Annotated in this window: 25 protein-coding genes; 13 read left to right on the forward strand and 12 right to left on the reverse strand. The window is 72.3% G+C overall.

Going from position 1 to position 22219, the window contains the following annotated elements:
- Positions 1-60 precede the first annotated feature (60 nt).
- A complete protein-coding gene (locus ACFZDA_RS17860) occupies positions 61-1014 on the reverse strand; it encodes an ROK family protein (RefSeq protein ID WP_391081863.1) in 954 nt (317 codons plus the stop codon).
- A 159-nt stretch (positions 1015-1173) separates the two neighbouring features.
- On the opposite strand from ACFZDA_RS17860, the gene ACFZDA_RS17865 reads away from it, so the two are divergent.
- Both ACFZDA_RS17865 and ACFZDA_RS17870 read left to right on the forward strand, forming a co-directional pair.
- Complete coding sequence (locus ACFZDA_RS17865) at positions 1174-2238, forward strand: substrate-binding domain-containing protein (RefSeq protein ID WP_391081866.1); 1065 nt, start codon at positions 1174-1176, stop codon at positions 2236-2238.
- A gap of 81 nt (positions 2239-2319) precedes the next feature.
- On the forward strand, positions 2320-3129 hold the full coding sequence (locus tag ACFZDA_RS17870) for a hypothetical protein (protein WP_391081869.1): 810 nt from the start codon (positions 2320-2322) through the stop codon (positions 3127-3129).
- Positions 3130-3281: 152 nt separating this feature from the next.
- Here ACFZDA_RS17870 and ACFZDA_RS17875 read toward each other — a convergent pair whose 3' ends face one another.
- Positions 3282-4583, reverse strand: a complete 1302-nt coding sequence (locus ACFZDA_RS17875) for a DUF6986 family protein (protein WP_391081871.1) — start codon at positions 4581-4583, stop codon at positions 3282-3284.
- A 193-nt stretch (positions 4584-4776) separates the two neighbouring features.
- Here ACFZDA_RS17875 and ACFZDA_RS17880 point away from each other — a divergent pair, with 193 nt between their 5' ends.
- Positions 4777-5682 (forward strand): endonuclease/exonuclease/phosphatase family protein, encoded by a 906-nt coding sequence (locus ACFZDA_RS17880; protein ID WP_391081873.1) that lies wholly within the window; start codon positions 4777-4779, stop codon positions 5680-5682.
- A 58-nt stretch (positions 5683-5740) separates the two neighbouring features.
- Here ACFZDA_RS17880 and ACFZDA_RS17885 read toward each other — a convergent pair whose 3' ends face one another.
- From ACFZDA_RS17885 to ACFZDA_RS17900, 4 genes are all read right to left on the reverse strand, one after another.
- A complete protein-coding gene (locus tag ACFZDA_RS17885) occupies positions 5741-6703 on the reverse strand; it encodes an FAD-binding protein (RefSeq protein ID WP_391081876.1) in 963 nt (320 codons plus the stop codon).
- A 55-nt stretch (positions 6704-6758) separates the two neighbouring features.
- Positions 6759-7547 carry an electron transfer flavoprotein subunit beta/FixA family protein gene (locus ACFZDA_RS17890; protein ID WP_391081878.1) on the reverse strand — a complete coding sequence of 263 codons (789 nt, stop codon included), beginning with the start codon at positions 7545-7547 and terminating at the stop codon, positions 6759-6761.
- A 219-nt stretch (positions 7548-7766) separates the two neighbouring features.
- Complete coding sequence (locus tag ACFZDA_RS17895; protein ID WP_391081881.1) at positions 7767-8258, reverse strand: flavin reductase; 492 nt, start codon at positions 8256-8258, stop codon at positions 7767-7769.
- A gap of 95 nt (positions 8259-8353) precedes the next feature.
- Positions 8354-8767 (reverse strand): thioredoxin domain-containing protein, encoded by a 414-nt coding sequence (locus ACFZDA_RS17900; RefSeq protein WP_391083223.1) that lies wholly within the window; start codon positions 8765-8767, stop codon positions 8354-8356.
- A 78-nt stretch (positions 8768-8845) separates the two neighbouring features.
- On the opposite strand from ACFZDA_RS17900, the gene ACFZDA_RS17905 reads away from it, so the two are divergent.
- Together ACFZDA_RS17905 and ACFZDA_RS17910 are read left to right on the forward strand one after the other, a co-directional pair.
- Complete coding sequence (locus ACFZDA_RS17905; RefSeq protein WP_391081884.1) at positions 8846-9262, forward strand: DUF4395 family protein; 417 nt, start codon at positions 8846-8848, stop codon at positions 9260-9262.
- Between the two features lie 185 nt (positions 9263-9447).
- Positions 9448-10176 carry a 1-acyl-sn-glycerol-3-phosphate acyltransferase gene (locus ACFZDA_RS17910; protein WP_391081887.1) on the forward strand — a complete coding sequence of 243 codons (729 nt, stop codon included), beginning with the start codon at positions 9448-9450 and terminating at the stop codon, positions 10174-10176.
- 14 nt (positions 10177-10190) lie between these two features.
- Here ACFZDA_RS17910 and ACFZDA_RS17915 read toward each other — a convergent pair whose 3' ends face one another.
- From ACFZDA_RS17915 to ACFZDA_RS17925, 3 genes are read right to left on the reverse strand one after another with little or no spacing between them, the layout of a single operon-like run.
- Positions 10191-11282: a beta-eliminating lyase-related protein gene (locus tag ACFZDA_RS17915; RefSeq protein WP_391081890.1), complete on the reverse strand. Its 1092-nt coding sequence runs from the start codon at positions 11280-11282 to the stop codon at positions 10191-10193.
- Positions 11279-12073 (reverse strand): SDR family NAD(P)-dependent oxidoreductase, encoded by a 795-nt coding sequence (locus ACFZDA_RS17920; protein ID WP_391081892.1) that lies wholly within the window; start codon positions 12071-12073, stop codon positions 11279-11281. The genes ACFZDA_RS17915 and ACFZDA_RS17920 overlap by 4 nt, the downstream gene beginning before the upstream one ends.
- Positions 12070-13467, reverse strand: coding sequence for a DUF6421 family protein (locus ACFZDA_RS17925; protein ID WP_391081895.1), 1398 nt, complete (start codon positions 13465-13467; stop codon positions 12070-12072). Before ACFZDA_RS17925 ends, ACFZDA_RS17920 begins: the two co-directional genes overlap by 4 nt.
- A 249-nt stretch (positions 13468-13716) precedes the next feature.
- On the opposite strand from ACFZDA_RS17925, the gene ACFZDA_RS17930 reads away from it, so the two are divergent.
- Positions 13717-14400 (forward strand): glycerophosphodiester phosphodiesterase family protein, encoded by a 684-nt coding sequence (locus tag ACFZDA_RS17930; protein ID WP_391081897.1) that lies wholly within the window; start codon positions 13717-13719, stop codon positions 14398-14400.
- A 3-nt stretch (positions 14401-14403) separates the two neighbouring features.
- Here ACFZDA_RS17930 and ACFZDA_RS17935 read toward each other — a convergent pair whose 3' ends face one another.
- A complete protein-coding gene (locus ACFZDA_RS17935; protein ID WP_391081900.1) occupies positions 14404-14943 on the reverse strand; it encodes a GNAT family N-acetyltransferase in 540 nt (179 codons plus the stop codon).
- Between the two features lie 69 nt (positions 14944-15012).
- Between ACFZDA_RS17935 and ACFZDA_RS17940 the strand changes: the two genes are divergently transcribed.
- From ACFZDA_RS17940 to ACFZDA_RS17960, 5 genes are all read left to right on the forward strand, one after another.
- A complete protein-coding gene (locus tag ACFZDA_RS17940; protein WP_391081903.1) occupies positions 15013-15405 on the forward strand; it encodes a VOC family protein in 393 nt (130 codons plus the stop codon).
- A 68-nt stretch (positions 15406-15473) separates the two neighbouring features.
- Positions 15474-15653 carry a hypothetical protein gene (locus ACFZDA_RS17945; protein ID WP_391081905.1) on the forward strand — a complete coding sequence of 60 codons (180 nt, stop codon included), beginning with the start codon at positions 15474-15476 and terminating at the stop codon, positions 15651-15653.
- Positions 15654-15677: 24 nt separating this feature from the next.
- Complete coding sequence (locus ACFZDA_RS17950) at positions 15678-15998, forward strand: hypothetical protein (protein ID WP_391081908.1); 321 nt, start codon at positions 15678-15680, stop codon at positions 15996-15998.
- Positions 15999-16014: 16 nt separating this feature from the next.
- Positions 16015-16776, forward strand: a complete 762-nt coding sequence (locus ACFZDA_RS17955; RefSeq protein WP_391081911.1) for a VOC family protein — start codon at positions 16015-16017, stop codon at positions 16774-16776.
- A gap of 89 nt (positions 16777-16865) precedes the next feature.
- Positions 16866-17918, forward strand: coding sequence for an aldo/keto reductase (locus ACFZDA_RS17960; RefSeq protein WP_391081914.1), 1053 nt, complete (start codon positions 16866-16868; stop codon positions 17916-17918).
- A gap of 28 nt (positions 17919-17946) precedes the next feature.
- Here ACFZDA_RS17960 and ACFZDA_RS17965 read toward each other — a convergent pair whose 3' ends face one another.
- Entirely contained in the window at positions 17947-18498 is a 552-nt protein-coding gene (locus ACFZDA_RS17965; RefSeq protein ID WP_391083226.1) for a MarR family transcriptional regulator, read from the reverse strand.
- A 176-nt stretch (positions 18499-18674) separates the two neighbouring features.
- Complete coding sequence (locus ACFZDA_RS17970; protein ID WP_391081917.1) at positions 18675-20360, reverse strand: FUSC family protein; 1686 nt, start codon at positions 20358-20360, stop codon at positions 18675-18677.
- A 163-nt stretch (positions 20361-20523) separates the two neighbouring features.
- Here ACFZDA_RS17970 and ACFZDA_RS17975 point away from each other — a divergent pair, with 163 nt between their 5' ends.
- Together ACFZDA_RS17975 and ACFZDA_RS17980 are read left to right on the forward strand one after the other, a co-directional pair.
- Entirely contained in the window at positions 20524-21081 is a 558-nt protein-coding gene (locus tag ACFZDA_RS17975; protein ID WP_391081921.1) for a DUF5134 domain-containing protein, read from the forward strand.
- Between the two features lie 99 nt (positions 21082-21180).
- The gene (locus ACFZDA_RS17980; protein WP_391081924.1) at positions 21181-22116 is read left to right on the forward strand and encodes a M48 family metalloprotease; all 936 of its coding nucleotides are present in this window, start codon (positions 21181-21183) and stop codon (positions 22114-22116) included.
- Positions 22117-22219 lie beyond the last annotated feature (103 nt).

The raw sequence follows: 22219 nt of genomic DNA on the forward strand, positions 1-22219 counted from the left end.
TCCCTCCGGATCACCTGCCGGCGCTTCGGAGATACCCCGCCTGAACGTTCCTGCTCTGTCTCAGACCCCCGCCGCGGCCGCGTCCGTCCGCCTGGACAACGCCGCCGCCGCCGCGCCCACCAGACCGGCGTCGGTGCCCATCTGGGCCGGGGCCACGGTCAGGTGCCGGACGAAGGACAGCGTCGCGTAGGCGCTCAGGGCCTTGCGCAGGGGGGCGAACAGGACGTCGCCCGCCTTGCCCACTCCCCCGCCGATCACGGCGATGTCGATCTCCACGAGGGTCGCGGTCGCGGCGATCCCGGCGGCCAGGGCCTGGGCCGCCCGCTCGAAGGAGGCGACGGCGACCGGGTCGCCGGCCCGGGCCGCGGCGGCCACCGCGGCGGCGGACGGGTCGCCGTCGGGGCCGGGCCGCCAGCCGTTCTCCAGGGCGCGCCGGGCGATGTTGGGGCCGCTCGCGATGCGCTCCACGCAGCCGTGCGAGCCGCACGGGCACAGATCGCCGTCGAGGTCCACGCTGATGTGGCCGATGTGGCCGGCGTTGCCCGTGGGCCCGGCGTGCAGCCGGCCGCCGAGCACCAGGCCGCCGCCGACGCCCGTGGAGACGACCATGCACAGCGCGTTGTCATGGCCGCGGGCAGCGCCCTGCCAGTGTTCGGCCGCCGTGATCGCCACACCGTCGCCGATCAGCTCGACGGGCAGGTCCCCGGCCGCGGCCCGCACGCGGGCGACGAGCGGGTAGTCGCGCCAGCCGGGCACGTTCACCGGGCTCACCGTGCCCGCCGACCGGTCGACCGGGCCGGCGCTGCCGATCCCCACGGCCGCGACCCGCGTCCACAGCGGCGTCCCGGTGAGTTCGCCGAGCACCTGCTGCACGGCCCGCATCACGGTGTCGCCGTCCTCCCGGGCGGGCGTCGGCCGCTGGGCGCGGCCCAGGATCCGTCCCTGGCCGTCCACCAGAGCGCCGGCGATCTTGGTGCCGCCGATGTCGAGCGCGGCCACGAGGTCGGTGTGCATGAGTGTCGGAACTCCCCGTCTACGTGAAACGACTGGCCGGCCAGCAGCGGAGCACGGTCCGGACATGGTGGTGGACAGTCTCCCCCGAGCCTGACAACGTTGTCCAGGCTCTATGCTCGACGCCACATCCTCATACAAACCCAGGACCGACGCACCCCCGTGGACGACAGGACAGGACACCGCACCGTGCCCCAGACCAACCTCCGATCCGCAGCGCGCTACGGCACCCGGCCGACCATGAAGGACGTCGCGGCCCGTGCCGGGGTCGGACTGAAGACGGTCTCCCGCGTCGTGAACGGGGAGCCGGGCGTGACCCCGGAGACGGAGCGGCGCGTCCAGGAGGCGATCGACGCGCTCGGTTTCCGCCGCAACGACAGCGCGCGGGTCCTGCGCAAGGGCCGGACCGCGAGCATCGGCCTGGTCCTGGAGGACCTCGCGGACCCGTTCTACGGGCCGCTGAGCCGGTCGGTCGAGGAGGTGGCCCGCGCGCACGGCGCCCTGCTGATCAACGGCTCCAGCGCGGAGGACCCGGACCGCGAGCAGGAACTGGTGCTGGCCCTGTGCGCGCGGCGCGTGGACGGGCTGGTGGTGATCCCGGCCGGTGACGACCACCGGTATCTGGAGCCGGAGCTCAAGGCGGGTGTCGCCACGGTGTTCGTGGACCGGCCGGCCGGGCACATCGACGCCGACGTGGTGCTGTCGGACAACTTCGGCGGTGCGCGGGACGGCGTCGCCCACCTCATCGCGCACGGGCACCGACGCATCGGCTTCATCGGCGACATGCCGCGCATCCACACCGCCGCCGAGCGGCTGCGCGGCTACCGGGCCGCGATGGAGGACGCGGGCATACCGGTGGCGGACTCCTGGATGTCCCTCGGCGCCACCGACCCCGAGCGGGTGCGCCGGGCGGCCGAGGAGATGCTGTCCGGCCGGGACCCGGTGACCGCGGTCTTCGCGGCGAACAACCGGGTGACGGTCACCGTGATCCGGGTGCTGGCCGAGCAGTCCCGCCGCGTCGCCCTGGTCGGCTTCGACGACATCGAGCTGGCCGACCTGCTCCAGCCGGGCGTCACCGTCGTCGCCCAGGACGCGGCGGCCATCGGCCGGACCGCAGCGGAACGCCTCTTCCGGCAGCTGGACGGCACCCTCGTCGCTCCCGAGCGCATCGAGCTGCCGACCCGGTTGATCACCCGCGGCTCGGGCGAGCTGCCCCCGGCGGACTGAGCGGCCATGGCCCCTCCCATGGGCCATAGCAGACATACTGAACACACTGAACATTCAGAGCAGACGGAACATACGGAGCCTATGGAGCACCTGGCCGATCGCACGCTGCGAGCACTCGGGCTGGCCGAGGCCCCGCGCGCGCACCCCCTGCTCTACCCGGGCGCGTGGCCCGCGGACTCCGGGCTCCTCGACGGGGACCGCTTCCTGCCGCTGGACCGGCTGGTGCACGAGGACCGCACGCCGGTGCTCGCCATCGGCTCCAACGCCTGCCCCGGGCAACTGCGGCACAAGATGGAGGAGTCCGGTATCAGGTCGCCGATCCCGATGGCGAAGGCCCGGGTGACGGGCGTCGACGCCGGTGTCTCGGCTCACGTGAGCCGCATGGGGTACGTGTCGGCCTCGCCGGTCAGCGCCCCGGACACCATGCGGGAGTTGTTCGTCATCTGGCTCGACGCCGAGCAGCTCGCCGTGATCGACGCGAGCGAGGGCGTGCCGCTGCCGGCCGGCAACTACGACCGTGCCTGGCTGCCCTCGCCCGACGTGCGCATCGACCTCGCGGACGGCACCCGGCTGCCCGGCGCGTACGCGTACGTCAACCGGCACGGCGTCCTGCACGACGGCACCGGCGTGCCGCGCACCCACCCGGGCCAGCGTGTGCTGCTCACCGAGCTGCTCGTCGGCCTGCCGCGCTTGAGGGAGCTGTTCGGCGTGGTGCCCGAGGAGTTCTGCGCACGGGCCCGCTCCGACCGGCGGCTGTGCGAGCGGGGCACGCGGCTGTTCGTCGAGGAGAAGCTGGTGACGGCCTCCGGGCTGGAGCGGTACGCGGCGGAGTCACTGCGCGCTCAGCAGACCCGGAGCCCGGGGACGGGCCCGTCGTTGCCGCCGCCTTGATGTAGACGTCGCCTCACCGGGGTCAAGTGGGCCGCGCTCGCGCAGTACGTCGTCCAGGGACGGCCCGTCGACCGGCTCCATGACGATGAGGGGGCGGCCGTCGACCCCCCGTTGACACCGCTGCCCCGTTCTCGTGACCACGGGTCGAGTGGTCAGGCGGACGCCGTCAGGTCGCCTCGCCGGGGCCTCGCGAAGCTCTCCAGGTCGGCGCGGGTCAGGCCGGTCAGCCGGGCGACCTCCCCGATGTCGAGGGCGCCGCAGTCCAGGCCGCGCAGCAGGTAGCCGCTGAGGGCCTTGGCCGTGGCGGGTTCGTCCATGACGTCGCCGCCGGTGCGGTTGGCGTAGCGGGCGAGGCGGGCGGCGGCCTGCTCGAAGCCCTCGCGGTAGAAGGCGAAGACGGCCGCGTAGCGGGTGGGGATGTGACCGGGGTGCATGTCCCAGCCCTGGTAGTAGGCGCGGGCCAGGGCGCGGCGGGTGAGGCCGTAGTGCAGGCGCCAGGCGGCGTGCACCTTCTCGGTCGGGCCGACCGGCAGGACGTTGGTGGAGCCGTCCGAGAGGCGGACGCCGGTGCCGGCCGCGGCGACCTGCATGACGGCCTTGGCGTGGTCGGCGGCGGGGTGGTCACTGGCCTGGTGGGCGGCGGAGACGCCGAGGCAGGCGCTGTAGTCGAAGGTGCCGTAGTGCAGGCCGGTGGCGCGGCCCTCGGCGGCCTGGATCATACGGGCGACCGTGGCGGTGCCGTCGGCGGCGAGGATGGACTGGCTGGTCTCGATCTGTATCTCGAAGCCGATCCGGCCGGGCTCCAGGCCGTGCGTCTCCTCGAAGGCGTCCAGCAGCCGCGCCATGGCGGTGACCTGCTCGGCGTAGGTCACCTTCGGCAGGGTGAGGACCAGCCCGCCGGGCAGGCCGCCGGCCTGCATCAGGCCGGTGAGGAAGATGTCGAGCGTGCGGATGCCCCGGGCCCGTACGGGCGCCTCCATGCACTTCATGCGGATGCCCATGCAGGGGGCGGCGGTGCCGTCCTCGTAGGCCTCGGCGATCAGCCGGGCGGCGCGGGCGGCGGCCTCGTCCTCCTCGGCGTCGGGGCGGTTGCCGTAGCCGTCCTCGAAGTCGACGCGCAGGTCCTCGATCGGCTCGCGCTCCAGTTTGGCGCGCACGCGCGCGTGGACGGGTTCGGCGAGTTCGTCCGAGAGACCGAGGACTGCGGCGAAGGACTCGGCGTCGGGGGCGTGTCGGTCGAGTGCGGCCAGGGCGCGGTCGCCCCAGGAGCGGATGGTGTCGGCGGCGAAGACGTCGCCGGGGACGTAGACGGTGTGGACGGGCTGGCGGGTGCCGGGATCTCCGGGGTAGCGGCGCTCCAGTTCGGCGTCGACCGGGGCGAGGGAGGCGCTGATCTCCTCGCTGACGGCGCCCGCGAGGCTCGTCGCCACCTTCTCCTGTTGCCCCTGACCCATTCCGAGACCCTCCTACTTTCCGCTGTACGGAATCAACAATCCGTAGAGCGAAGCTATCGGCCCACCTTCGGCCTGGTCAACACCGTCCTGAAGCGGGTTCCCCATCCTTCACCCTTGGTCGCTGCAGACCCACCCTCTTCTTCCGTATTCAGAAGGCAAGCTTCATCCTGACGTGCAAGGGGAGGGAGATCACGTGCCGAACGAGGTCGGAGTGACGCGCCGCCACGGGCTCAAGGCGGCGGCGGCCGCCGCCATCGCGGGACCGTTGCTCACCACCGCGGGCTCCACACACCAAGCTTCCGCCGACGAGCACGCGGGCGCCCTGAACGTGATGACGTTCAACGTGCGCTTCGCGACCGTCGTCGACGAGACACCGCGCTGGGCCGTGCGCCGACCGGTGATGCGAGAACTGCTGCGGCGCGAGCGACCGCACGTCATCGGCACCCAGGAAGGGCTCTACCGGCAAGTGCGCGCGATCGAGAAGGACCTCGGCGAGCACTACGACTGGATCGGCACCGGACGCGGGGGCGGCAGCAAGGACGAGTTCATGGCGATCTTCTACGACACGCGCAGACTCGATCCGATCGAGTTCGATCACTTCTGGCTGTCCGACACCCCCTACACGATCGCCTCGAACACCTGGGGCGCGGACTGGCTGCGCATGGTGACCTGGGTCCGATTCGCCGACCTCGCCGCCAGGGGACGGGAGTTCTACGTCCTCAACACCCACCTGGACAGCGTCAGCCAGTACGCCCGGGAACGCTCGGCGAGGCTCATCGGCGAGACGATCGCCGGGTGGGACCGGTCGTTACCGGTCATCGTCACCGGCGACTTCAACGCGGGCGCCCACGACAACCGGGTGTACGACCTCATGCTGGACATCGGACTGGTGGACGCCTGGGACGCCGCGGCCACGAGGGGGCCGGCGTACGGGACGCATCACGGCTACCGGGGACCCAGGCCCGGCGGGCGGCGCATCGACTGGATCCTCACCACGCCCGGGGTGACCACGCACTGGGCCGGGATGAACACCTTCAGCGTGGACGGGACGTATCCGAGCGACCATCTGCCGGTGCAGGCCTCGATGACCCTGGGATGAGAAGCGGCCCCCGTGACCGTTCGCGCGGTCACGGGGGCCTGCTGCCGCCGGGAGTCGATCAGCCCTTGCGGGTCTTGACCTCCTCGGTCAGCTGCGGGACGACGTCGAAGAGGTCGCCGACGACGCCGTAGTCGACGAGGTCGAAGATCGGGGCCTCGGCGTCCTTGTTGATCGCCACGATCGTCTTCGAGGTCTGCATACCGGCGCGGTGCTGGATCGCACCGGAGATACCGGAGGCGATGTACAGCTGCGGCGAGACCGACTTGCCGGTCTGGCCGACCTGGTTGGTGTGCGGGTACCAGCCCGCGTCGACCGCGGCACGCGAGGCACCCACTGCCGCGCCGAGCGAGTCGGCGAGGGCCTCGATGATCGCGAAGTTCTCCGCGCCGTTGACGCCACGGCCACCGGAGACCACGATCGCGGCCTCGGTCAGCTCCGGACGGCCCGTCGACTCACGCGGCGTCCGGCCGGTGACCTTCGTACCGGTCGCCTTCTCCGAGAAGGTCACCGACAGCGCCTCGACCGCACCGGCGGCCGGGGAGGCCTCGACGGCCGCGCTGTTGGGCTTGACCGTGATGACCGGGGTGCCCTTGGAGACGCGGGACTTGGTGGTGAAGGACGCGGCGAACACCGACTGCGTGGCCACCGGGCCCTCCTCGCCGGCCTCCAGGTCGACGGCGTCGGTGATGATGCCCGAGCCCAGACGCAGCGCCAGCCGGGCGGCGATCTCCTTGCCCTCGGCGGAGGACGGGACCAGCACGGCCGCCGGGGACACGGCCTCGTGCGCGGCCTGGAGGGCGTCGACCTTCGGTACGACCAGGTAGTCGGCGTACTCGGACGCCTCGTGCGTGAGCACCTTGACCGCGCCGTGCTCGGCGAGCGTGGCGGCGGTTTCACCGGCGCCGTTGCCGAGCGCGACGGCGACCGGCTCGCCGAGGCGGCGGGCCAGCGTCAGCAGCTCCAGGGTGGGCTTGCGGACGGCACCGTCCACGTGGTCGACGTAGACGAGAACTTCAGCCATGGGACTTCTTCTCTCCTGCTTGCGGAAGATGAGGGGCGGTCAGCGAATGCGGGGCTCAGATGAACTTCTGGCCCGCGAGGAACTCGGCGAGCTGCTTGCCGCCCTCGCCCTCGTCCTTGACGATCGTGCCCGCGGTACGGGCCGGACGCTCGGCCGCGTTGTCGACCGTGGTGTAGGCGCCCGCCAGGCCGACCTCCTCCGCCTCGATGTCGAGGTCGGACAGGTCCCAGGACTGAACCGGCTTCTTCTTGGCCGCCATGATGCCCTTGAAGGACGGGTAACGCGCCTCGCCCGACTGGTCGGTGACCGACACGACCGCCGGCAGGGACGCCTCCAGGCTCTCGGAGGCGGCGTCGCCGTCGCGGCGGCCCTTGACCGTGCCGTCCTCGACCGACACCTCGGACAGCAGGGTCACCTGCGGCACGCCCAGACGCTCCGCGAGCAGCGCGGGCACGACGCCCATGGTGCCGTCGGTGGAGGCCATGCCGGAGATCACCAGGTCGTAGCCGGCCTTCTCGATCGCCTTGGCCAGGACCAGGGAGGTGCCGATGGCGTCGGTGCCGTGGATGTCGTCGTCCTCGACGTGGATCGCCTTGTCGGCGCCCATGGACAGCGCCTTGCGCAGGGCGTCCTTGGCGTCCTCGGGGCCCACCGTCAGGACGGTGATCTCCACGTCATCGCCCGCGTTCTCGGAGATCTGCAGCGCCTGCTCGACCGCGTACTCGTCGAGCTCGGAGAGCAGACCGTCCACGTCGTCCCGGTCGACGGTCAGGTCATCGGCGAAGTGCCGGTCGCCAGTGGCGTCGGGCACGTACTTCACAGTGACAACGATCCTCAAGCTCACGCCGGCTCTCCTACTGCATCGTCATTTCCATGCTGCCTACTTGCAGGCAGCATAGGCGCCTCAAGCGGCCGATCCCGGTCGGGGCGACCCACGCTCCGAGCGAAATATTACTCACCAGTACATCCAGTTCGTTCCCGCTAAGCAAGCGCTTTGAACTGTGACCTTCGCAACGCAGCGTAACCGGAACTCGACGGTCCCGCAGCACCGGGGACACGCGGATCAGTCGCGCAGGCGGTTGAAACGTCCCTGGTGGTAGAGGAGCGGCCGGCCGGTGCCCGTGTGGTCGCCGTGCACCACCTCCGCGATCACGATCCGGTGGTCTCCGGCGGGCACGCGCGCGGCGACCCGGCCCACCAGCCAGGCCGGGACACCGTCGAGCACGGGGACCCCCTCGGGCCCGTCCCGCCAGGCGGTGGGCGGCGCGAAGCGATCGGCGCCGCTGCGGGCGAAGGTGGCCGCCAGTTCCTGCTGGTGCTCGCCGAGGATGTGGACGCCGACATGGCCGGCCGCCGCGATCGCGGGCCAGCTGGAGGAGCCGGTGCCGACCCCGAAGGACAGCAGGGGCGGCTCGGCCGAGACGGAGGCCAGGGAGGTGGCGGTGAAGCCCACCGGGCCGGCGTCGCCACGGGCGGTGATCACGGCTACCCCTGCCGCGTGCCGCCGGAAGACCGAGCGCAGGAGGTCGGGCGTGGCGAGAAGGTCCGCAGGCATGGGGTCAGGCTGACGATAAATGGTTGGCGCAGTCAAGTTCGTTCCCGGATGCGGGACCGGATGTGGGAGATGACTCACCGACCGGGTCGTGTCCCTCACACCGCCTCCCCCAGTGCTGCGATCACATCGGCCTTGCGCGGCTGGCCGGTGGCCCGCCGCACCACCCGGCCGCCGGCGTCGAGGACCAGCACGGTCGGGGTCTTGAGGATGTCCAGCCGTCGTACGAGGTCGAGATGGGCCTCGGCGTCGATCTCGACGTGGGTCACACCCGGGACCATGCCGGCGACCTCGCCGAGGACCCGCCGGGTCGCCCGGCAGGGCGCGCAGAAGGCGCTGGAGAACTGCACGAGTGTGGCCCGCTCCCCCAGGTCCGCGCCCAGCTCGGCCGCGTCCAGCAGCTTGCCGTCGTCCCGCCCGCGCACTCGCACTCTCCCGCTCCGCCGCCGTTGCAGCACTCCGAAGGCGCTCGCCGCCGCGAGCACCAGTACGCACACCACCAGTCCGGTCATCACCTGCTGCAAGCGTTCACGAGACCGCAAAGATTCCCGCCCATCCCAGCGGCCCGTAGTGCGGAATGCTGGGTTCCCATGGACATCGATGCACGAGGGCCGCGTTTCGGCGCGGCCGTGACGACCGTCGTCCTGGCGGTCGCACTGGTCACGGGGAGCGTGTGGCTGCTGGCCTGGCAGACGCTGGCGTTCCTGCTGGGCGCGGCCGGCGGCGTGACCCGGTCGCCCTACGGCCTGCTGTACGGCAAGGCCGTACGGCCGCGGCTCGGGCCGCCGACCGCGTTCGAGGCGCCCGAACCGCCGCGTTTCGCCCAGGCGGTGGGGCTGGCCTTCGCCGGACTCGGGCTCGTCGGCTACACCCTGGGCCCCGGCTGGCTGGGTCTCGCGGCGACCGGCGCCGCGCTCGCGGCCGCCTTCCTGAACGCCGCGTTCGGGTACTGCCTGGGGTGCGAGATGTACCTGCTCATGCGGCGGGTGACGGTCCGCGCGGAGTAATGGGGACGTAAAAGCACGAGGTGGGATCCGGCGGCTACGTGACGAGAATCTCCTCCCGCGCGGGCACGGGGACTGGCTACCCGGCCGTTCTTCGGGCACGATCTGCGGCAAGCCGTAAACCTACGGCTGCGTAACTTCCACTGGGAATCCCTTCCCAGGCAGAGCAGGAAGGGTCCGGCCCGCCCATGGCAGAGCTCGTCTACCGTCCCGTCGTCGGTTTCGCCCGCACGCTGTTCAAGGCGTGGGACCTCAAGATCGACTGCCAGGGTTCGGAGAACATCCCGCGCTCGGGCGGCGCCGTGCTGGTGAGCAATCACATCAGCTACCTGGACTTCGTCTTCAACGGCCTCGCGGCACTGCCGCAGAAGCGTCTCGTGCGTTTCATGGCGAAGGAGTCCGTCTTCCGCCACAAGATCTCGGGTCCGCTGATGCGCGGGATGAAGCACATCCCCGTGGACCGCGAGCAGGGCGAGGCGGCCTACGCGCACGCCCTGGACTCACTGCGGTCGGGCGAGATCGTCGGGGTCTTCCCGGAGGCGACCATCTCGCAGTCGTTCACGCTGAAGAGCTTCAAGTCGGGCGCCGCGCGCATGGCCCAGGAGGCCGGCGTCCCGCTGATCCCGATGGCGGTGTGGGGCACGCAGCGGCTGTGGACCAAGGGCCACCCCCGCAACTTCAAGCGCAGCCACATCCCCATCACGATCCGGGTCGGCGAGGCCATCGAGGCCTCCCGCGACAAGTACGCGGGGGCGATCACCCGTCAGCTGCGCGAGCGCGTCCAGGAACTCCTGGAGGCCGCCCAGCGCGCCTACCCCGTACGCCCGAAGGGCCCGGACGACACCTGGTGGATGCCGGCCCACCTCGGCGGCACGGCCCCGACGCCGGAGCAGGTGCGGGCCGCCGAGGCGCACTGACTCCGGGCTGAGCGTCAGGGAGTTCGGCCCGAACCCGCTCGGGCCATCTCCTCCTTCAGCGCCGACACGAACGTGTCCACGTCCTCCTCGGTCGTGTCGAAGGCGCACATCCAGCGGACATCGCCCGCGGCCTCGTCCCAGAAGTAGAAGCGGAACCGCTTCTGGAGGCGCTCGGTCACGTCGTGCGGCAGGCGTGCGAACACCGCGTTCGCCTGCACCGGGTAGAGGATCTCCACGCCGTGCACGGCGCGTACGCCCTCGGCGAGGCGCTGGGCCATCTCATTGGAGTGGCGGGCGTTGCGCAGCCACAGGTCCCGGGCGAGCAGGGCCTCCAGCTGCACCGACACGAAGCGCATCTTGGAGGCGAGCTGCATGGACAGCTTGCGCAGGTGCTTCATGTGGCTGACGGCGTCCTGGTTGAGGACCACGACCGCCTCGCCGAACAGGGCGCCGTTCTTCGTGCCGCCCAGGGAGAAGAGGTCGACGCCGGCGGCGTTGGTGAGCGTCCGCATCGGGACGTCCAGGGTGGCGGCGGCGTTGGCCAGCCGGGAGCCGTCCAGGTGCACCTTCATGCCGTGCGCGTGGGCGTGCTCGCAGATGGCGCGTATCTCGTCCGGCGTGTAGACGGTGCCCAGCTCGGTGGCCTGGGCGATGGAGACGACCTGGGGCATCGCGCGGTGCTCGTCGTCCCAGCCGTAGGCCTGCCGGTCGATCAGCTCGGGGGTGAGCTTGCCGTCGGGCGTGGGGACGGTGAGCAGTTTCAGGCCGCCGACCCGCTCGGGCGCCCCGCACTCGTCGACGTTGATGTGGGCGCTCTCGGCGCAGATCACCGCGCCCCAGCGGTCGGTGACCGCCTGGAGGGCGACGACGTTGGCGCCGGTGCCGTTGAAGACCGGGAACGCCTCGGCCGTGGCCCCGAAGTGGCTGCGGACGACGCTCTGCAGGTTCTCGGTGTACGCGTCCTCGCCGTAGGAGACCTGGTGCCCGCCGTTGGCCAGGGCCAGTGCGGCGAGCACCTCCGGGTGGGCGCCGGCGTAGTTGTCGCTGGCGAAACCGCGGACCTCGGGGTCGTGATGGCGACGGGCGTCGGTCTTCGGCGGGTTCACGGCTTCTCGGTGAGCCACAGACGGGTTCCGTTCACTTCGGCGGCGGACTTCTCCCAGACGCCGGTGATGGCCTCGGCCAGGTCCTTGACGTCGGTGAATCCCGCGAACTTCGCGTTGGGGCGGTCGGCGCGCATGGCGTCGTGCACCAGTGCCTTCACGACCAGGATCGTAGCCGCCGAGGTCGGACCCTCGGGGCCCCCGGCCTTGCGGAAGTAGTCGGCCATGGCCAGCGTCCAGGCCTCGGCCGCCGCCTTGCCGGCGGCGTACGCGGCGTTGCCCGCGGTGGGCTTGCTGGCACCGGCCGCGCTGATCAGCACGTACCGGCCGCGGTCGCTGCGCTGGAGCGCCTCGTGGAAGGCGAGGGAGGTGTGCTGCACGGTCCGCACGAGCAGCATCTCCAGGAAGTCCCAGTCGTCGAGGCTGGTCCGGGTGAAGGTCTCGCTGCCGCGCCAGCCGCCGACGAGATGGACCAGGCCGTCGACGTGGCCGTAGTCCTTCTCGATGCGGGTGGCCCAGTCGTGGGTGGCCCGCAGGTCGAGCAGGTCGACCGTGTCACCGGTGACGGTGGCGCCGCCGGTCGCGTAGCTCGCCGCGTCCACCGCCTCCGCCAGCCGCTCCGGGTCGTTGTCCGAGCCGATGACGGTCGCGCCCGCCTCGGCCAGCCTGAGCAGTGCGGCCCGCCCCGCGGGTCCTCCCGCTCCGGCCACCGCGATCACCGCGCCGCTGAGCGCCCCGTTCCCCGCCATGGTCTTCGCCTCCTGAGCCGTGTTCTCGCTTCGCCGATCGCTCATGCGGCGATCCGCTCGGCGCCGTCCGCCGTGATGCCCTTGGTGGAGGCGATCACGTTCTTCAGCTTCTTGGACAGTGCCTCATAGAACATGCTCAGCGGAAACTCGTCCGGAAGCACGTCATCGACGAGTTTGCGCGGCGGCTGCGTCACGTCCAGCGCGTCGGGGCCCTTGGCCCACTTCGAGCCCGGGTGCGGCGCGAGGTAGGTGGAGACGAGCTCGTACCCGGCGAACCAGTGGACGAGCTTGGGGCGGTCGATGCCGTCGCGGTACAGCTGCTCGATCTCGGCGCACAGCTCGTTGGTGACCTGCGGGGCGCGCTCCCAGTCGATGGAGAGCCTGTTGTCCCGCCAGCGGACGACGTCGTGCTTGTGCAGGTAGGCGAAGAGGAGCTGGCCGCCGAGGCCGTCGTAGTTGCGCACGCGCTCGCCGGTGACCGGGAAGCGGAACATCCGGTCGAAGAGGACCGCGACCTGCACGTCACGGGCCTGGGGCACGCCGTCCTTCGCCAGCTTCACGGCCTCCCTGAAGGCGGTGAGGTCGCAGCGCAGCTCCTCCAGGCCGTACATCCAGAACGGCTGGCGCTGCTTGATCATGAACGGGTCGAACGGCAGGTCGCCGTGGCTGTGGGTGCGGTCGTGGACCATGTCCCACAGGACGAAGGCCTCCTCGCAGCGCTTCTGGTCGTGGACCATCGCGGCGACGTCCTCGGGCAGCTCCAGGCCGAGGATCTCGACGGCGGCGTCGGTGACGCGGCGGAAGCGGGCGGCCTCGCGGTCGCAGAAGATGCCGCCCCAGCTGAACCGCTCGGGGGCCTCGCGCACGGCGATGGTCTCGGGGAAGAGCACGGCGGAGTTGGTGTCGTAGCCCGCCGTGAAGTCCTCGAACTTGATGCCGCAGAACAGCGGGTTGTCGTAGCGGGTGCGCTCCAGTTCGGCCAGCCAGTCCGGCCAGACCATGCGCAGCACGACCGCTTCGAGGTTGCGGTCCGGGTTGCCGTTCTGTGTGTACATCGGGAAGACGACCAGGTGCTGGAGGCCGTCCGCGCGGTTCGCGGCGGGCTGGAAGGCCAGCAGCGAGTCGAGGAAGTCGGGCACCTGGAAGCCGCCGTCGGCCCACCGGGTCAGGTCCTTGGCCAGGGCCTCGTGGTAGGCGCGGTCGTGCGGGAGCAGCGGGGAGAGCTCCAGGACCGCGTCCGTGACCTGGCGGACGGCGAGCTCGGCGTCGGCCGGGTCGGGCGCGCCCTCGGCGTCGAAGTCGATCGACCCGTCCTTGGACTGCCATGGCCGGATCCGCTCCACGGCATCCTTGAGCACGGGCCATGCCGGGTGGTCCACCACCGGCACCACGGGAGGAACCCGCTCCTCCGAACCCACCTGCACAAGAATTTCCGTCATGTCACACCTTCCACGGGAGAATCTCGCGTACATCGACCGTATACACACGAGGTTCCTCCCAGCAAGGGTCACCTCGGGAAAATATCCTGCCTCACCCGGCCCTTCACCGCACTTTTTCCCGTCGGTCACCCTTCTGCCCGCACGCACGCCGACCATGCCCTCGCCCTCTGCGCAGGGCGGGCGCAGGCGATACGGTCAGGGGGGCCGTCAGGCCCCCAGTGCCGCCTGTCGACGGAAGAGAGTCCCGTCTTGAACTTCCTCACCATCGGTCACCGCGGAGTCATGGGTGTGGAACCCGAGAACACCCTCCGGTCCTTCGTCGCCGCGCAGGAGGCCGGCCTCGACGCCATCGAACTCGATCTGCACCTGAGCAAGGACGGCGCGCTCGTCGTCATGCACGACACGGACGTGGACCGCACGACCGACGGCAGCGGCCCGATCGCCGAGAAGACCCTCTCCGAGCTGCGTGCCCTGGACGCGGGCCGGGGCGAGCGGGTGCCGGTCTTCGAGGAGGTCCTGGAGGCCGTTCAGGCGCCGCTCCAGGCGGAGATCAAGGACGTGCAGGCGGCTCGGGCGCTGGCCGAGGTGATGAACCGGCGCGGGCTGGCCGGCCGGGTGGAGGTGTCCTCGTTCCACGACGAGGCGATCGCCGAGATCAAGCCACTGGTGCCGGGCGTGCGCACCGCGCTGATCGCCAGCCGCTACACCACCGACATCGTGGACCGCGCCGTCGCGGCCGGTGCCGAGACCGTCTGCCTGAACATCCGCCGGCTCACCCTGGAGATCGTGGAGCGTGCCCGCAAGGCCGACCTGAGGATCATCGGCTGGGTGGTGAACACGCAGGACCATCTGCGTCTCGTCCGCGCCTTCGGTCTGGACGGCGCGACCACCGACCACCCGGACATCAAGCGCACGGGCCGCTTCACCGCGTAGCCGCTAGGCGATCTCCTTGACGAGCAGCTCGAACTGCAGGTCGTCGCGCTGCGGGATGCCGAAGCGCTCGTCGCCGTACGGGAACGGGGTCATCCGTCCCGTACGGCGGTAGCCGCGCCGCTCGTACCAGGCGATGAGGTCCTCGCGTACGGAGATCACCGTCATGTGCATCTCCGTCGCACCCCACGTCTCACGGGCCAGCCGCTCCGCCTGAGCGATGATCACCTTGCCGAGTCCCGCGCCCTGGAACGAGGGGCTCACCGCGAACATCCCGAAGTAGGCGTGGTCACCCCGGTGCTCCAGCTGGCAGCAGGCGACGATCCGCCCCTCCCGCTCCACGGTCAGCAGCCGGCTGTCGGGCGACTTGATGACGGCCAGCACCCCCTCCGGGTCGGTCCGCTGCCCCTGGAGGATGTCCGCCTCGGTGGTCCACCCGACCCGGCTCGCATCGCCCCGGTACGCCGACTCGATGAGCACGACCAGCTCGTCCACGTCGGCGTCCGTGGCATCGCGGAAGGTCAGTCCGGTGGCGGCCGTGTCCATTGGTGTACGTCTCCGTTCGTGGCGCGCTGGGGCAGGGATGAGAGTAACGCCACCACTAGGCTCCGGTGCATGGTGCATGTACTCAGCAGCCGGATCCTGCTCCGTCCCACCGACCCCGAGCGGTCCCGTGCCTTCTACGGTGACCGGCTCGGGCTCGCCGTGTACCGGGAGTTCGGTACGGGCCCGGAGCGCGGGACGGTCTACTTCCTCGGCGGAGGCTTCCTGGAGGTCTCCGGCCGGTCCGAGACCCCGCCGCCGCCGGCCACGCGGCTGTGGCTCCAGGTCGCCGACGCGGCGGCGGCGCACGACGAGCTGCGGGCGAAGGGCGTGGAGATCGTCCGGCCGCCGGTGAAGGAGCCCTGGGGACTGGTCGAGATGTGGATCGCGGATCCGGACGGGACACCGATCGTGCTGGTCGAGGTCCCGGCGGACCACCCCATGCGCTACCGGCCCGGCATCTGAGGTCACCCGGGCCGGTGCTCCCAGCCCCGGTCGGTACGGGTCGGTTCGCGAAAGCCCGCGCCCGTCAGGTGCCCGAGCATGGTGCGGTCGGCGGCGGATTCGCAGGCGACGAGCCGGTCCACGCCGCACAGGCGGAGCCAGTCGGCGGCCTGGGCGAGCAGCCAGTGCTCCGGTCCGGTGCCGTGCTGCGCCGGATCGATGCGCAGGTTGCCGATATCGGCCAGGCCGGCGGCGCGGGCGTGGCGTGAGGATGCGGGTGTCGGCGCGGCTCCGTGAACACCGTCCTCAGCCTGGCACAGTTCGCCCGCTGGAACGCCCAGGCGTTCTACGCCGACAGCGCGCTGCCCGCCTCCCTCGTCTACGGCCTGCCCCGCAACTGGCCGCACATCCGGGCCGTCTGCGAACGCGCGGGCTTCCGGCACGCCGGGGACACCGAGGTCATCCTGATCGCCCGGGTGGCCGACCTGCCGGAACCCGAGCCGCGGCCGGGTGTCACGGCCGGGGCCGGTGCGGCACACCAGTGGGTTTCCCCGGATGGCAGGGGGACGGGGCCGCGGCTTAGCGTGCTGGGGAGGCTCATGCCCGGGGACTGACCGCGGAAGGAACGCCATGAAGCTCGACGCACCGGTGACCGGCGGGCCCTGCTGGACCGAGCTGGGGACCACCGACCTGGAGGCGGCCCAGCGGTTCTACACGAGGCTGTTCGGCTGGCGGCCGGAGACGGACCCGCGCCAGGAGGCGGGCGGCTACACCGTCGCACACCTCGGGGACGCGGCCGTCGCGGCGCTCGCCCCGCTGTACCAGCCGTCGCAGCCGGTCGCGTGGAACATCGCGTTCGCCGTGGCCGACGCGGACGCCGCCGTCCGTGAGGTGACGAAGGCGGGCGGGGCGGCGCTGTTCGGCCCGACGGACGTGTTCGACGCGGGCCGGTTCGCGGTGGCCGCCGACCCGGCCGGTGCCGTGTTCCAGCTGTGGCAGGCGGGGACCTTCCCGGGCGCCGGGCTGTTCAACGCTCCCGGTGCGCTGGGCTGGGCCGAGCTGTACACCAGGGATCCCGAACGGGCCGTGGCCTTCTACAGCCGGATGTTCGGGTGGACCATCAAGGCTTCGGAGCGGTACACGCAGTGGGGCGTCGACGCGGCGGACTTCGGCGGCATGGTGACGATGGACGACAAGTTCCCGCCCGAGGTTCCGGCGCACTGGCTGCCGTACTTCGCCGTGGCGGACGTGGACGCCACGACCGCCGTCGTCCAGGAGCTCGGCGACGTCCTGATGGTTCCCACCTCCCTGCCCGGCGGTCGGCGCATCGCGGTGCTGCGGGACCCGCAGGGGGCGATGTTCGGCGTGTACCGGTCGGGCGACGAGGGCTGAAAAGCGTGTGTGACGCCGGGGCCGTGGTTTGCGCTGGAGTGCGCTCCAGCTCATAGCGTCGAGCGGACGACCTGCCCGGAGGGAAGACCGTGCGTTACACACTGTTCGGCAAGACCGGTCTGCGCGTGAGCGAGCTGAGCCTCGGCGCGATGACCATCGGCGACGACTGGGGCTGGGGCGCCGGCAAGGAGGCCAGTGCCCGGATCGTCGACGCCTACGCGGAGGCGGGCGGCAACTTCATCGACACCGCCAACAACTACACCGACGGCAGCTCGGAGCGGATCCTGGGCGAGCTGCTCCAGGGGCGGCGCGACACGTTCGTACTGGCCAGCAAGTACACCTGCGGGATCCGCGAGGGCGACGTCAACGCCGCGGGCAACCACCGCAAGAACCTTCTCCAGTCGGTGGAGGCGAGCCTTCAGCGGCTGCGCACGGACCGGCTGGACGTGCTGTGGGTGCACGCCCGGGACAACTTCACGCCCGTCGAGGAGGTCATGCGGGCGCTGGACGACCTCGTCCGCGCGGGCAAGGTGCTGTACGTCGGTGTCTCGGACTGGCCGGCCTGGGAGATCGCGCAGGCCAACACGATGGCGGAGCTGCGGGGCTGGACCGCGTTCGCCGGTTCGCAACTGCGCTACAGCCTGCTGGAGCGGACCCCGGAGCGCGAACTGCTGCCCCAGGCCCGGGCGTTCGACCTGGCCGTGCTGGCCTGGGCGCCGCTCGCGGCCGGGAAGCTCACCGGCAAGTACCGCAGGGGCGAGACGGGGCGGCTGGGCACCACGGGCGGTGAGGTCGACCCGCGCGAGGAGGCGGTGATCAGTGCCGTCCTGGAGGTCGCCGAGCAGGGCGGCTGGAGTCCGGCCCAGGTGGCGCTGGCCTGGCTGCTGGCCCGGCCGGGCAACGTGGTCCCGATCATCGCGGCGACCAAGGAGAGCCAGCTCGCCGACAATCTCGCCGGCGTCGACGTCCGCCTCGACGCGGACGCCCTCGCCCGCCTCGACGAGGTGAGCGCGGTGCCGCTGGGCTTCCCGCACGACTTCGTCCGCGATCCCGACATCACCCGGAACATCTACGGCGACCGCTGGCAGTCCATCGAGGACCGCCGCTCCACACACCGGCGCACGGCACACGACGTGCTCTGACAGCACGGCGGGGCGGCTGGTGGACGCCTCAGCTCCGCAGCGCGCCCAGGCGGCCTTCCAGCTGGGCGAGCAACTCTCCGAGCAGGGAGGCCAGTTCGCCCTGCTCGGGGGCGCCAAGACCGGACAGGGCGGCCGTCTCGTAGGCGAGCTGGGCGGGCAGGATGCCGTCGACGAGTTCACGTCCGGCGTCGGTGAGGCGGAGATGGGCGACACGGCGGTCGCGGGCGTCGCCGCGGCGTTCGACCAGGCCGCGTCCGGTCAGCTGCTTGAGGCGCTTGGTGACGGCGGCGCCCGAGGAGAAGGTCTCCCGGGCCAGCTCCCCGGGCGTCAGCTCGTGCCCGGTGCGGCGCAGCGCGCCGAGCAGATCGAACTCGGGACGGCTGAGCCCCGCCCTGCGCAGCGGCGCGTCCTCGGCCTGCTGGAGGAGGGCGGCGCACCGGTTGATCCGCCCGATGATCTCCATCGGCCCGGTGTCGAGCCCGGGGTGGACGGCCTGCCACTGCCGGACGACAGCGGCGACGGTATCGCCCTGCCGCTGCCCGACGGGGTCCGCACCGACTGCAACCGGCTCACCGGCCAGGCCCGCTCCGGCTTCAGGGGCGTCATCGGCCAGAGCCGCGCGGGCCTCACGGGCCGGATCCCCTCCGGCCGCCCGGCCTCGTCCCGACAGGTCCTCCCCCGCCGCCTGGGCCCCGCCGACCGCCCGCCTGTTCTCCACCGGCCCGCCCCCGTCGGACGATGGTCCCTCCGTCGCCGTCATGGCCGTGCGTCCTCCGTCTTCGTGTCCGTGCCCCGGTCCGGGAGCAGCCCCTGGCGTCGTGCCGTCGCGGCGAGCGTACGGTGTCCTGACTGCTCGGCGAGCACGACCCGCTCCTGGGGCAGGGCGCGCTGCCACCATTCGCCGGCCGCCGCGTCGGCGGTGGCGCGAAGATCGGCCAGGGCGACGGCGAGTGCGCGGCGGGCGGCCTCCAGCGCGGCGGCGTCGGCGTACGGCTCGGCCAGGAGGCGGGCGGCGCGCTCGCGGGCCCGGTCGGCGCCGGTCAGGGCGCGTTCCGCCCGGTCGCCCGCTCGACGGTTGGTGACGGCCACGGCGGCGGCGAAGCCGACCAGCGCGCCGACGACCGTGTCCACGAGCCGCTCCGTCATCAGCTCGCCCGGCTTCTGGTACCCGGCGAACTCGGTGACGAGTAGCGCCATGGGGGTCACGCAGACGCTGCCGAGCCAGTAGTTGCGGCTGATCAGCAGCTCGGCACCGAAGCTGAAGGCGAGGCAGCACACCACGAGGGCCGCCCGGCCCAGGTGCGCGAGCGGTACGACGGCCGCGAAGACGAGCACTCCGACGACGTTGCCCACCACGCGCTGGACGGCCCGGTTCCAGGTCAGGGCGATGTTCGCCTGGTAGAGCGAGGCGGCGGTGACCAGGGCCCAGTAGGGGCGGCCGACGCCGAGGGCGAGGGAGGCGTAGCCGGCGAGCGCGCAGCCGAGCGCGGTGCGGGCCGCGAGCGGGGTCAGCGGGCCGAGCCGCGCCCAGGGGCCGCGGGCCGTGTCCACACCGAGCAGTTCGTCGGCGGCCGCGCGCGGCAGCCCGGCCTGCGGGACGGGTCCGGTGCCGCGCAGTGCGTCCGCCCAGGCCCGCAGGCGGCCGGCGTCCGCCTCCGTCGGCGCGGCGAGGGCCACCTCGGCACGGACGACGAGCCGTTCGAGCGCGCGCCGGGTCCGGGACCGGGCTCCGGTGGACAGCAGCGACTGCCAGGCGGCCTGGACAATGGCGTAGCCCGCGGCGCGGGCCCGGGCCCGGCCCTCGACCGCCCCGCCGGTGCCGCCCGTGTCGGCGTACGTGGCGGCGAACGCGGCGGCGGCCTTCAGCGCGGCGGCGGTGGCGCGGCGCTCCGGGCCGTGCGGGCGGACCAGCGCGGGCGCCATGCAGACCAGCCAGGCCCAGACGCCCGTCGCGGCGGCCAGGGCCAGATGGCCGGGGACCTGGGCGAGGGTCTGCGGCGCGAAGAGCGAGGCGGAGCTGACGAACGTGAGGACGACATGGCCGGGCGGTCCGACCCTGGTCGCGTCGCACAGCACCTTCTGCGCGGCGGCCAGGAGTGCGCCGACGGTGACCAGCACCACGGCGCTGCCGGTGAGCGAGGCCGCGACCAGGGCGACGGCGAGCCCGCCGAGCATGCCGAGCACCACCCACACCAAGGCCCGGGCGCGGGCGGCGTAGGGCCGGTTGTGGGCGTACAGCGCGCACAGGGATCCGGCCATCGTGTACATCGCCAGGTCGAGCCGGCCGAGCGCCAGCAGGGTGAGGCTGGGCGGGGCGATCGCCGCGACCACGCTCAGCGCGGGCTTGAACCAGATGTCCGAGGGACGGCCGACGCGCAGCACGCCCGCCAGCGGGAGACGCCGGGCGGGCGGGGAGACGGGGGCGGGGGTCGTACTGCTCACAAGAGGTAAGGTTAACAGGTGTTTTATCTGTAAAACACATCCCCTCACCTGCTGTGCTCCGTCGAATGCCCCCCGTGTACACCCTTGCGCTCGCGTGCGCGCCGCACGGCCCGGGCATCGATGGACCGACTGCCGAGCTGACCGTCGAGCGGGGAGGGTGGGCGTGCACGGACCGGCTACGTCCGGCTGGCTGCTGGTGGCGCTGTGCGCGGTGACCGGCGCCTACTGCCTGGTGCGGATGCGCGGCGGCGCCGGGGAGCAGCGCGGCACCGCGGGCGGTGAGGCGCTGATGGGTTTCGGAATGGCGGCGATGGCCGTGCCGGCGGCGGCGTTCACTCCGCCGCCGTGGGCCTGGCCCGTCTACGCGGTGGTGTCCGGGGCGGCCGCGGTGCCCGCGCTGTGGGCGGCGCGGGCCGCCGCGCACCACCTCCACCACCTGGTGGGGGCCGGGGCCATGGTCTACATGTCCGTCGTCATGGCGGGCACTCCCGCACACGTGCACGGGCAGGGGGGATCGGGGATCCCGCTCCTGACGGGCGCGCTGCTGCTCTACTTCGCCGGATACGTGCTGCTGACGGGCGTCCGGCTGGTGCCGGTTGCCGCCCTGGCGGGCGGCGCGGTGGGCGGCGGGTCCTCCGGGTGGGGCGACCGGCCGGAGCTGACGCGCGCCTGCCGGCTCTCCATGGGGATCGCGATGGTGGCGATGCTGCTGACGCTGTGAACAGGACCGTCCCCGCAGGCCGTACGGAACCGTTGCCTGCGTCACTTCGGCGCCACAAGCCGTACCCCTGAGCGGCGCATCGCTCATAGGCTGCGCCTCATGATGCTCCCCGCGGCACTGTTGCTGCTCGGCGCCCTGATCGCCGTGGCCGCCCCCCGGTTGCTCGCCCGGGCGGACTGGCCCGATCGTGAGCCGGTCGTGGCGCTGTGGGTGTGGCAGTGCGTGGTGGCGGCCCTGCTCGTGTGCTGTGCGCTGTCGATGACGCTCAGCGCGGCAGCCGCCTGGCACGCGGTCGGCGGGCCCGTCTTCGCGACGGCGCCGGGCCCGGTCGTCGAGGCCTACGCCCTCGGTACGGCGGGCCCCTGGGCGGCGGCCACCGCCGTGGCCCTGGCCGGGGGCGGGCTGTGGAGCGCGGCGATGCTGGTCCGCGAGATCGGCGGGGCACGCGCCCGGCGGCGCCGTCGGCGTGCCGATCTGCTGGTCAGGGCGCCGCTGCTGCCGGGCGAGGTGGCCGTGTCGGGCCGGCTCGTCGTCCTGGAGAGCGAGCGGCCCGACGCCTGGTGGCAGCCCGGCGCTCCGCCGCAACTGGTCGTCACCACGGCCGCGTTGCGGCGGCTGAAAGGCCGGCGGCTGGACGCCGTGCTCGCCCATGAGCAGGGGCACGCGCGGGCCCGGCACGACTGGCTGCTGAACTGCTCCTCGGCACTGGCGGGCGGCTTTCCGCAGGTGCCGGTGTTCGCGGCGTTCCGCGACGAGATGCACCGCCTGGTCGAACTCGCCGCCGACGACACGGCCTCCCGTCGTTTCGGCCGCCTGACCACGGCCCTGGCCCTGGTCGAACTCAACGAGCACCGCGGCGTGTTCGGCCCCTGCCCGACGCCGCAGGCCCATGTCCCGGCGCGGGTGCACCGGCTGCTCACTCCCCCGGACCGGCTGCCCCCGGCACGCCGGCTGCGACTGACGGCGGCGGCCGCACTGGTGCCCGTGGTGCCGGTGCTGGTGGCGTTCGTACCGGGGCTGCGGGCGCTGGGGTAGCCCGGTGCGCACTCCGGGGCGTCTGCGGCTTCCGTGCCGGTTTCGGACGCTGCGGATGGCCCGTGGGTGGCCTCCGGGTGGCCGAAGCGTGCGGTCCGGGTGC

Source organism: Streptomyces sp. NPDC007991 (genome assembly GCF_042958445.1).
Taxonomy (GTDB): Bacteria; Actinomycetota; Actinomycetes; order Streptomycetales; family Streptomycetaceae; genus Streptomyces.

Bases quoted from the DNA above. Each gene is read 5' to 3' on its own strand.
- ACFZDA_RS17920 (WP_391081892.1), bottom strand. From the start codon at position 12,073: ATGAGCGATCGGCGAAGCGAGAACACGGCTCAGGAGGCGAAGACCATG.
- ACFZDA_RS17940 (WP_391081903.1), top strand. From the start codon at position 15,013: ATGGTGCATGTACTCAGCAGCCGGATCCTGCTCCGTCCCACCGACCCC.
- ACFZDA_RS17925 (WP_391081895.1), bottom strand. From the start codon at position 13,467: ATGACGGAAATTCTTGTGCAGGTGGGTTCGGAGGAGCGGGTTCCTCCC.
- ACFZDA_RS17885 (WP_391081876.1), bottom strand. From the start codon at position 6,703: ATGGCTGAAGTTCTCGTCTACGTCGACCACGTGGACGGTGCCGTCCGC.
- ACFZDA_RS17895 (WP_391081881.1), bottom strand. From the start codon at position 8,258: ATGCCTGCGGACCTTCTCGCCACGCCCGACCTCCTGCGCTCGGTCTTC.
- ACFZDA_RS17905 (WP_391081884.1), top strand. From the start codon at position 8,846: ATGGACATCGATGCACGAGGGCCGCGTTTCGGCGCGGCCGTGACGACC.
- ACFZDA_RS17900 (WP_391083223.1), bottom strand. From the start codon at position 8,767: ATGACCGGACTGGTGGTGTGCGTACTGGTGCTCGCGGCGGCGAGCGCC.
- ACFZDA_RS17935 (WP_391081900.1), bottom strand. From the start codon at position 14,943: ATGGACACGGCCGCCACCGGACTGACCTTCCGCGATGCCACGGACGCC.
- ACFZDA_RS17980 (WP_391081924.1), top strand. From the start codon at position 21,181: ATGATGCTCCCCGCGGCACTGTTGCTGCTCGGCGCCCTGATCGCCGTG.
- ACFZDA_RS17955 (WP_391081911.1), top strand. From the start codon at position 16,015: ATGAAGCTCGACGCACCGGTGACCGGCGGGCCCTGCTGGACCGAGCTG.
- ACFZDA_RS17875 (WP_391081871.1), bottom strand. From the start codon at position 4,583: ATGGGTCAGGGGCAACAGGAGAAGGTGGCGACGAGCCTCGCGGGCGCC.
- ACFZDA_RS17910 (WP_391081887.1), top strand. From the start codon at position 9,448: ATGGCAGAGCTCGTCTACCGTCCCGTCGTCGGTTTCGCCCGCACGCTG.
- ACFZDA_RS17870 (WP_391081869.1), top strand. From the start codon at position 2,320: ATGGAGCACCTGGCCGATCGCACGCTGCGAGCACTCGGGCTGGCCGAG.
- ACFZDA_RS17860 (WP_391081863.1), bottom strand. From the start codon at position 1,014: ATGCACACCGACCTCGTGGCCGCGCTCGACATCGGCGGCACCAAGATC.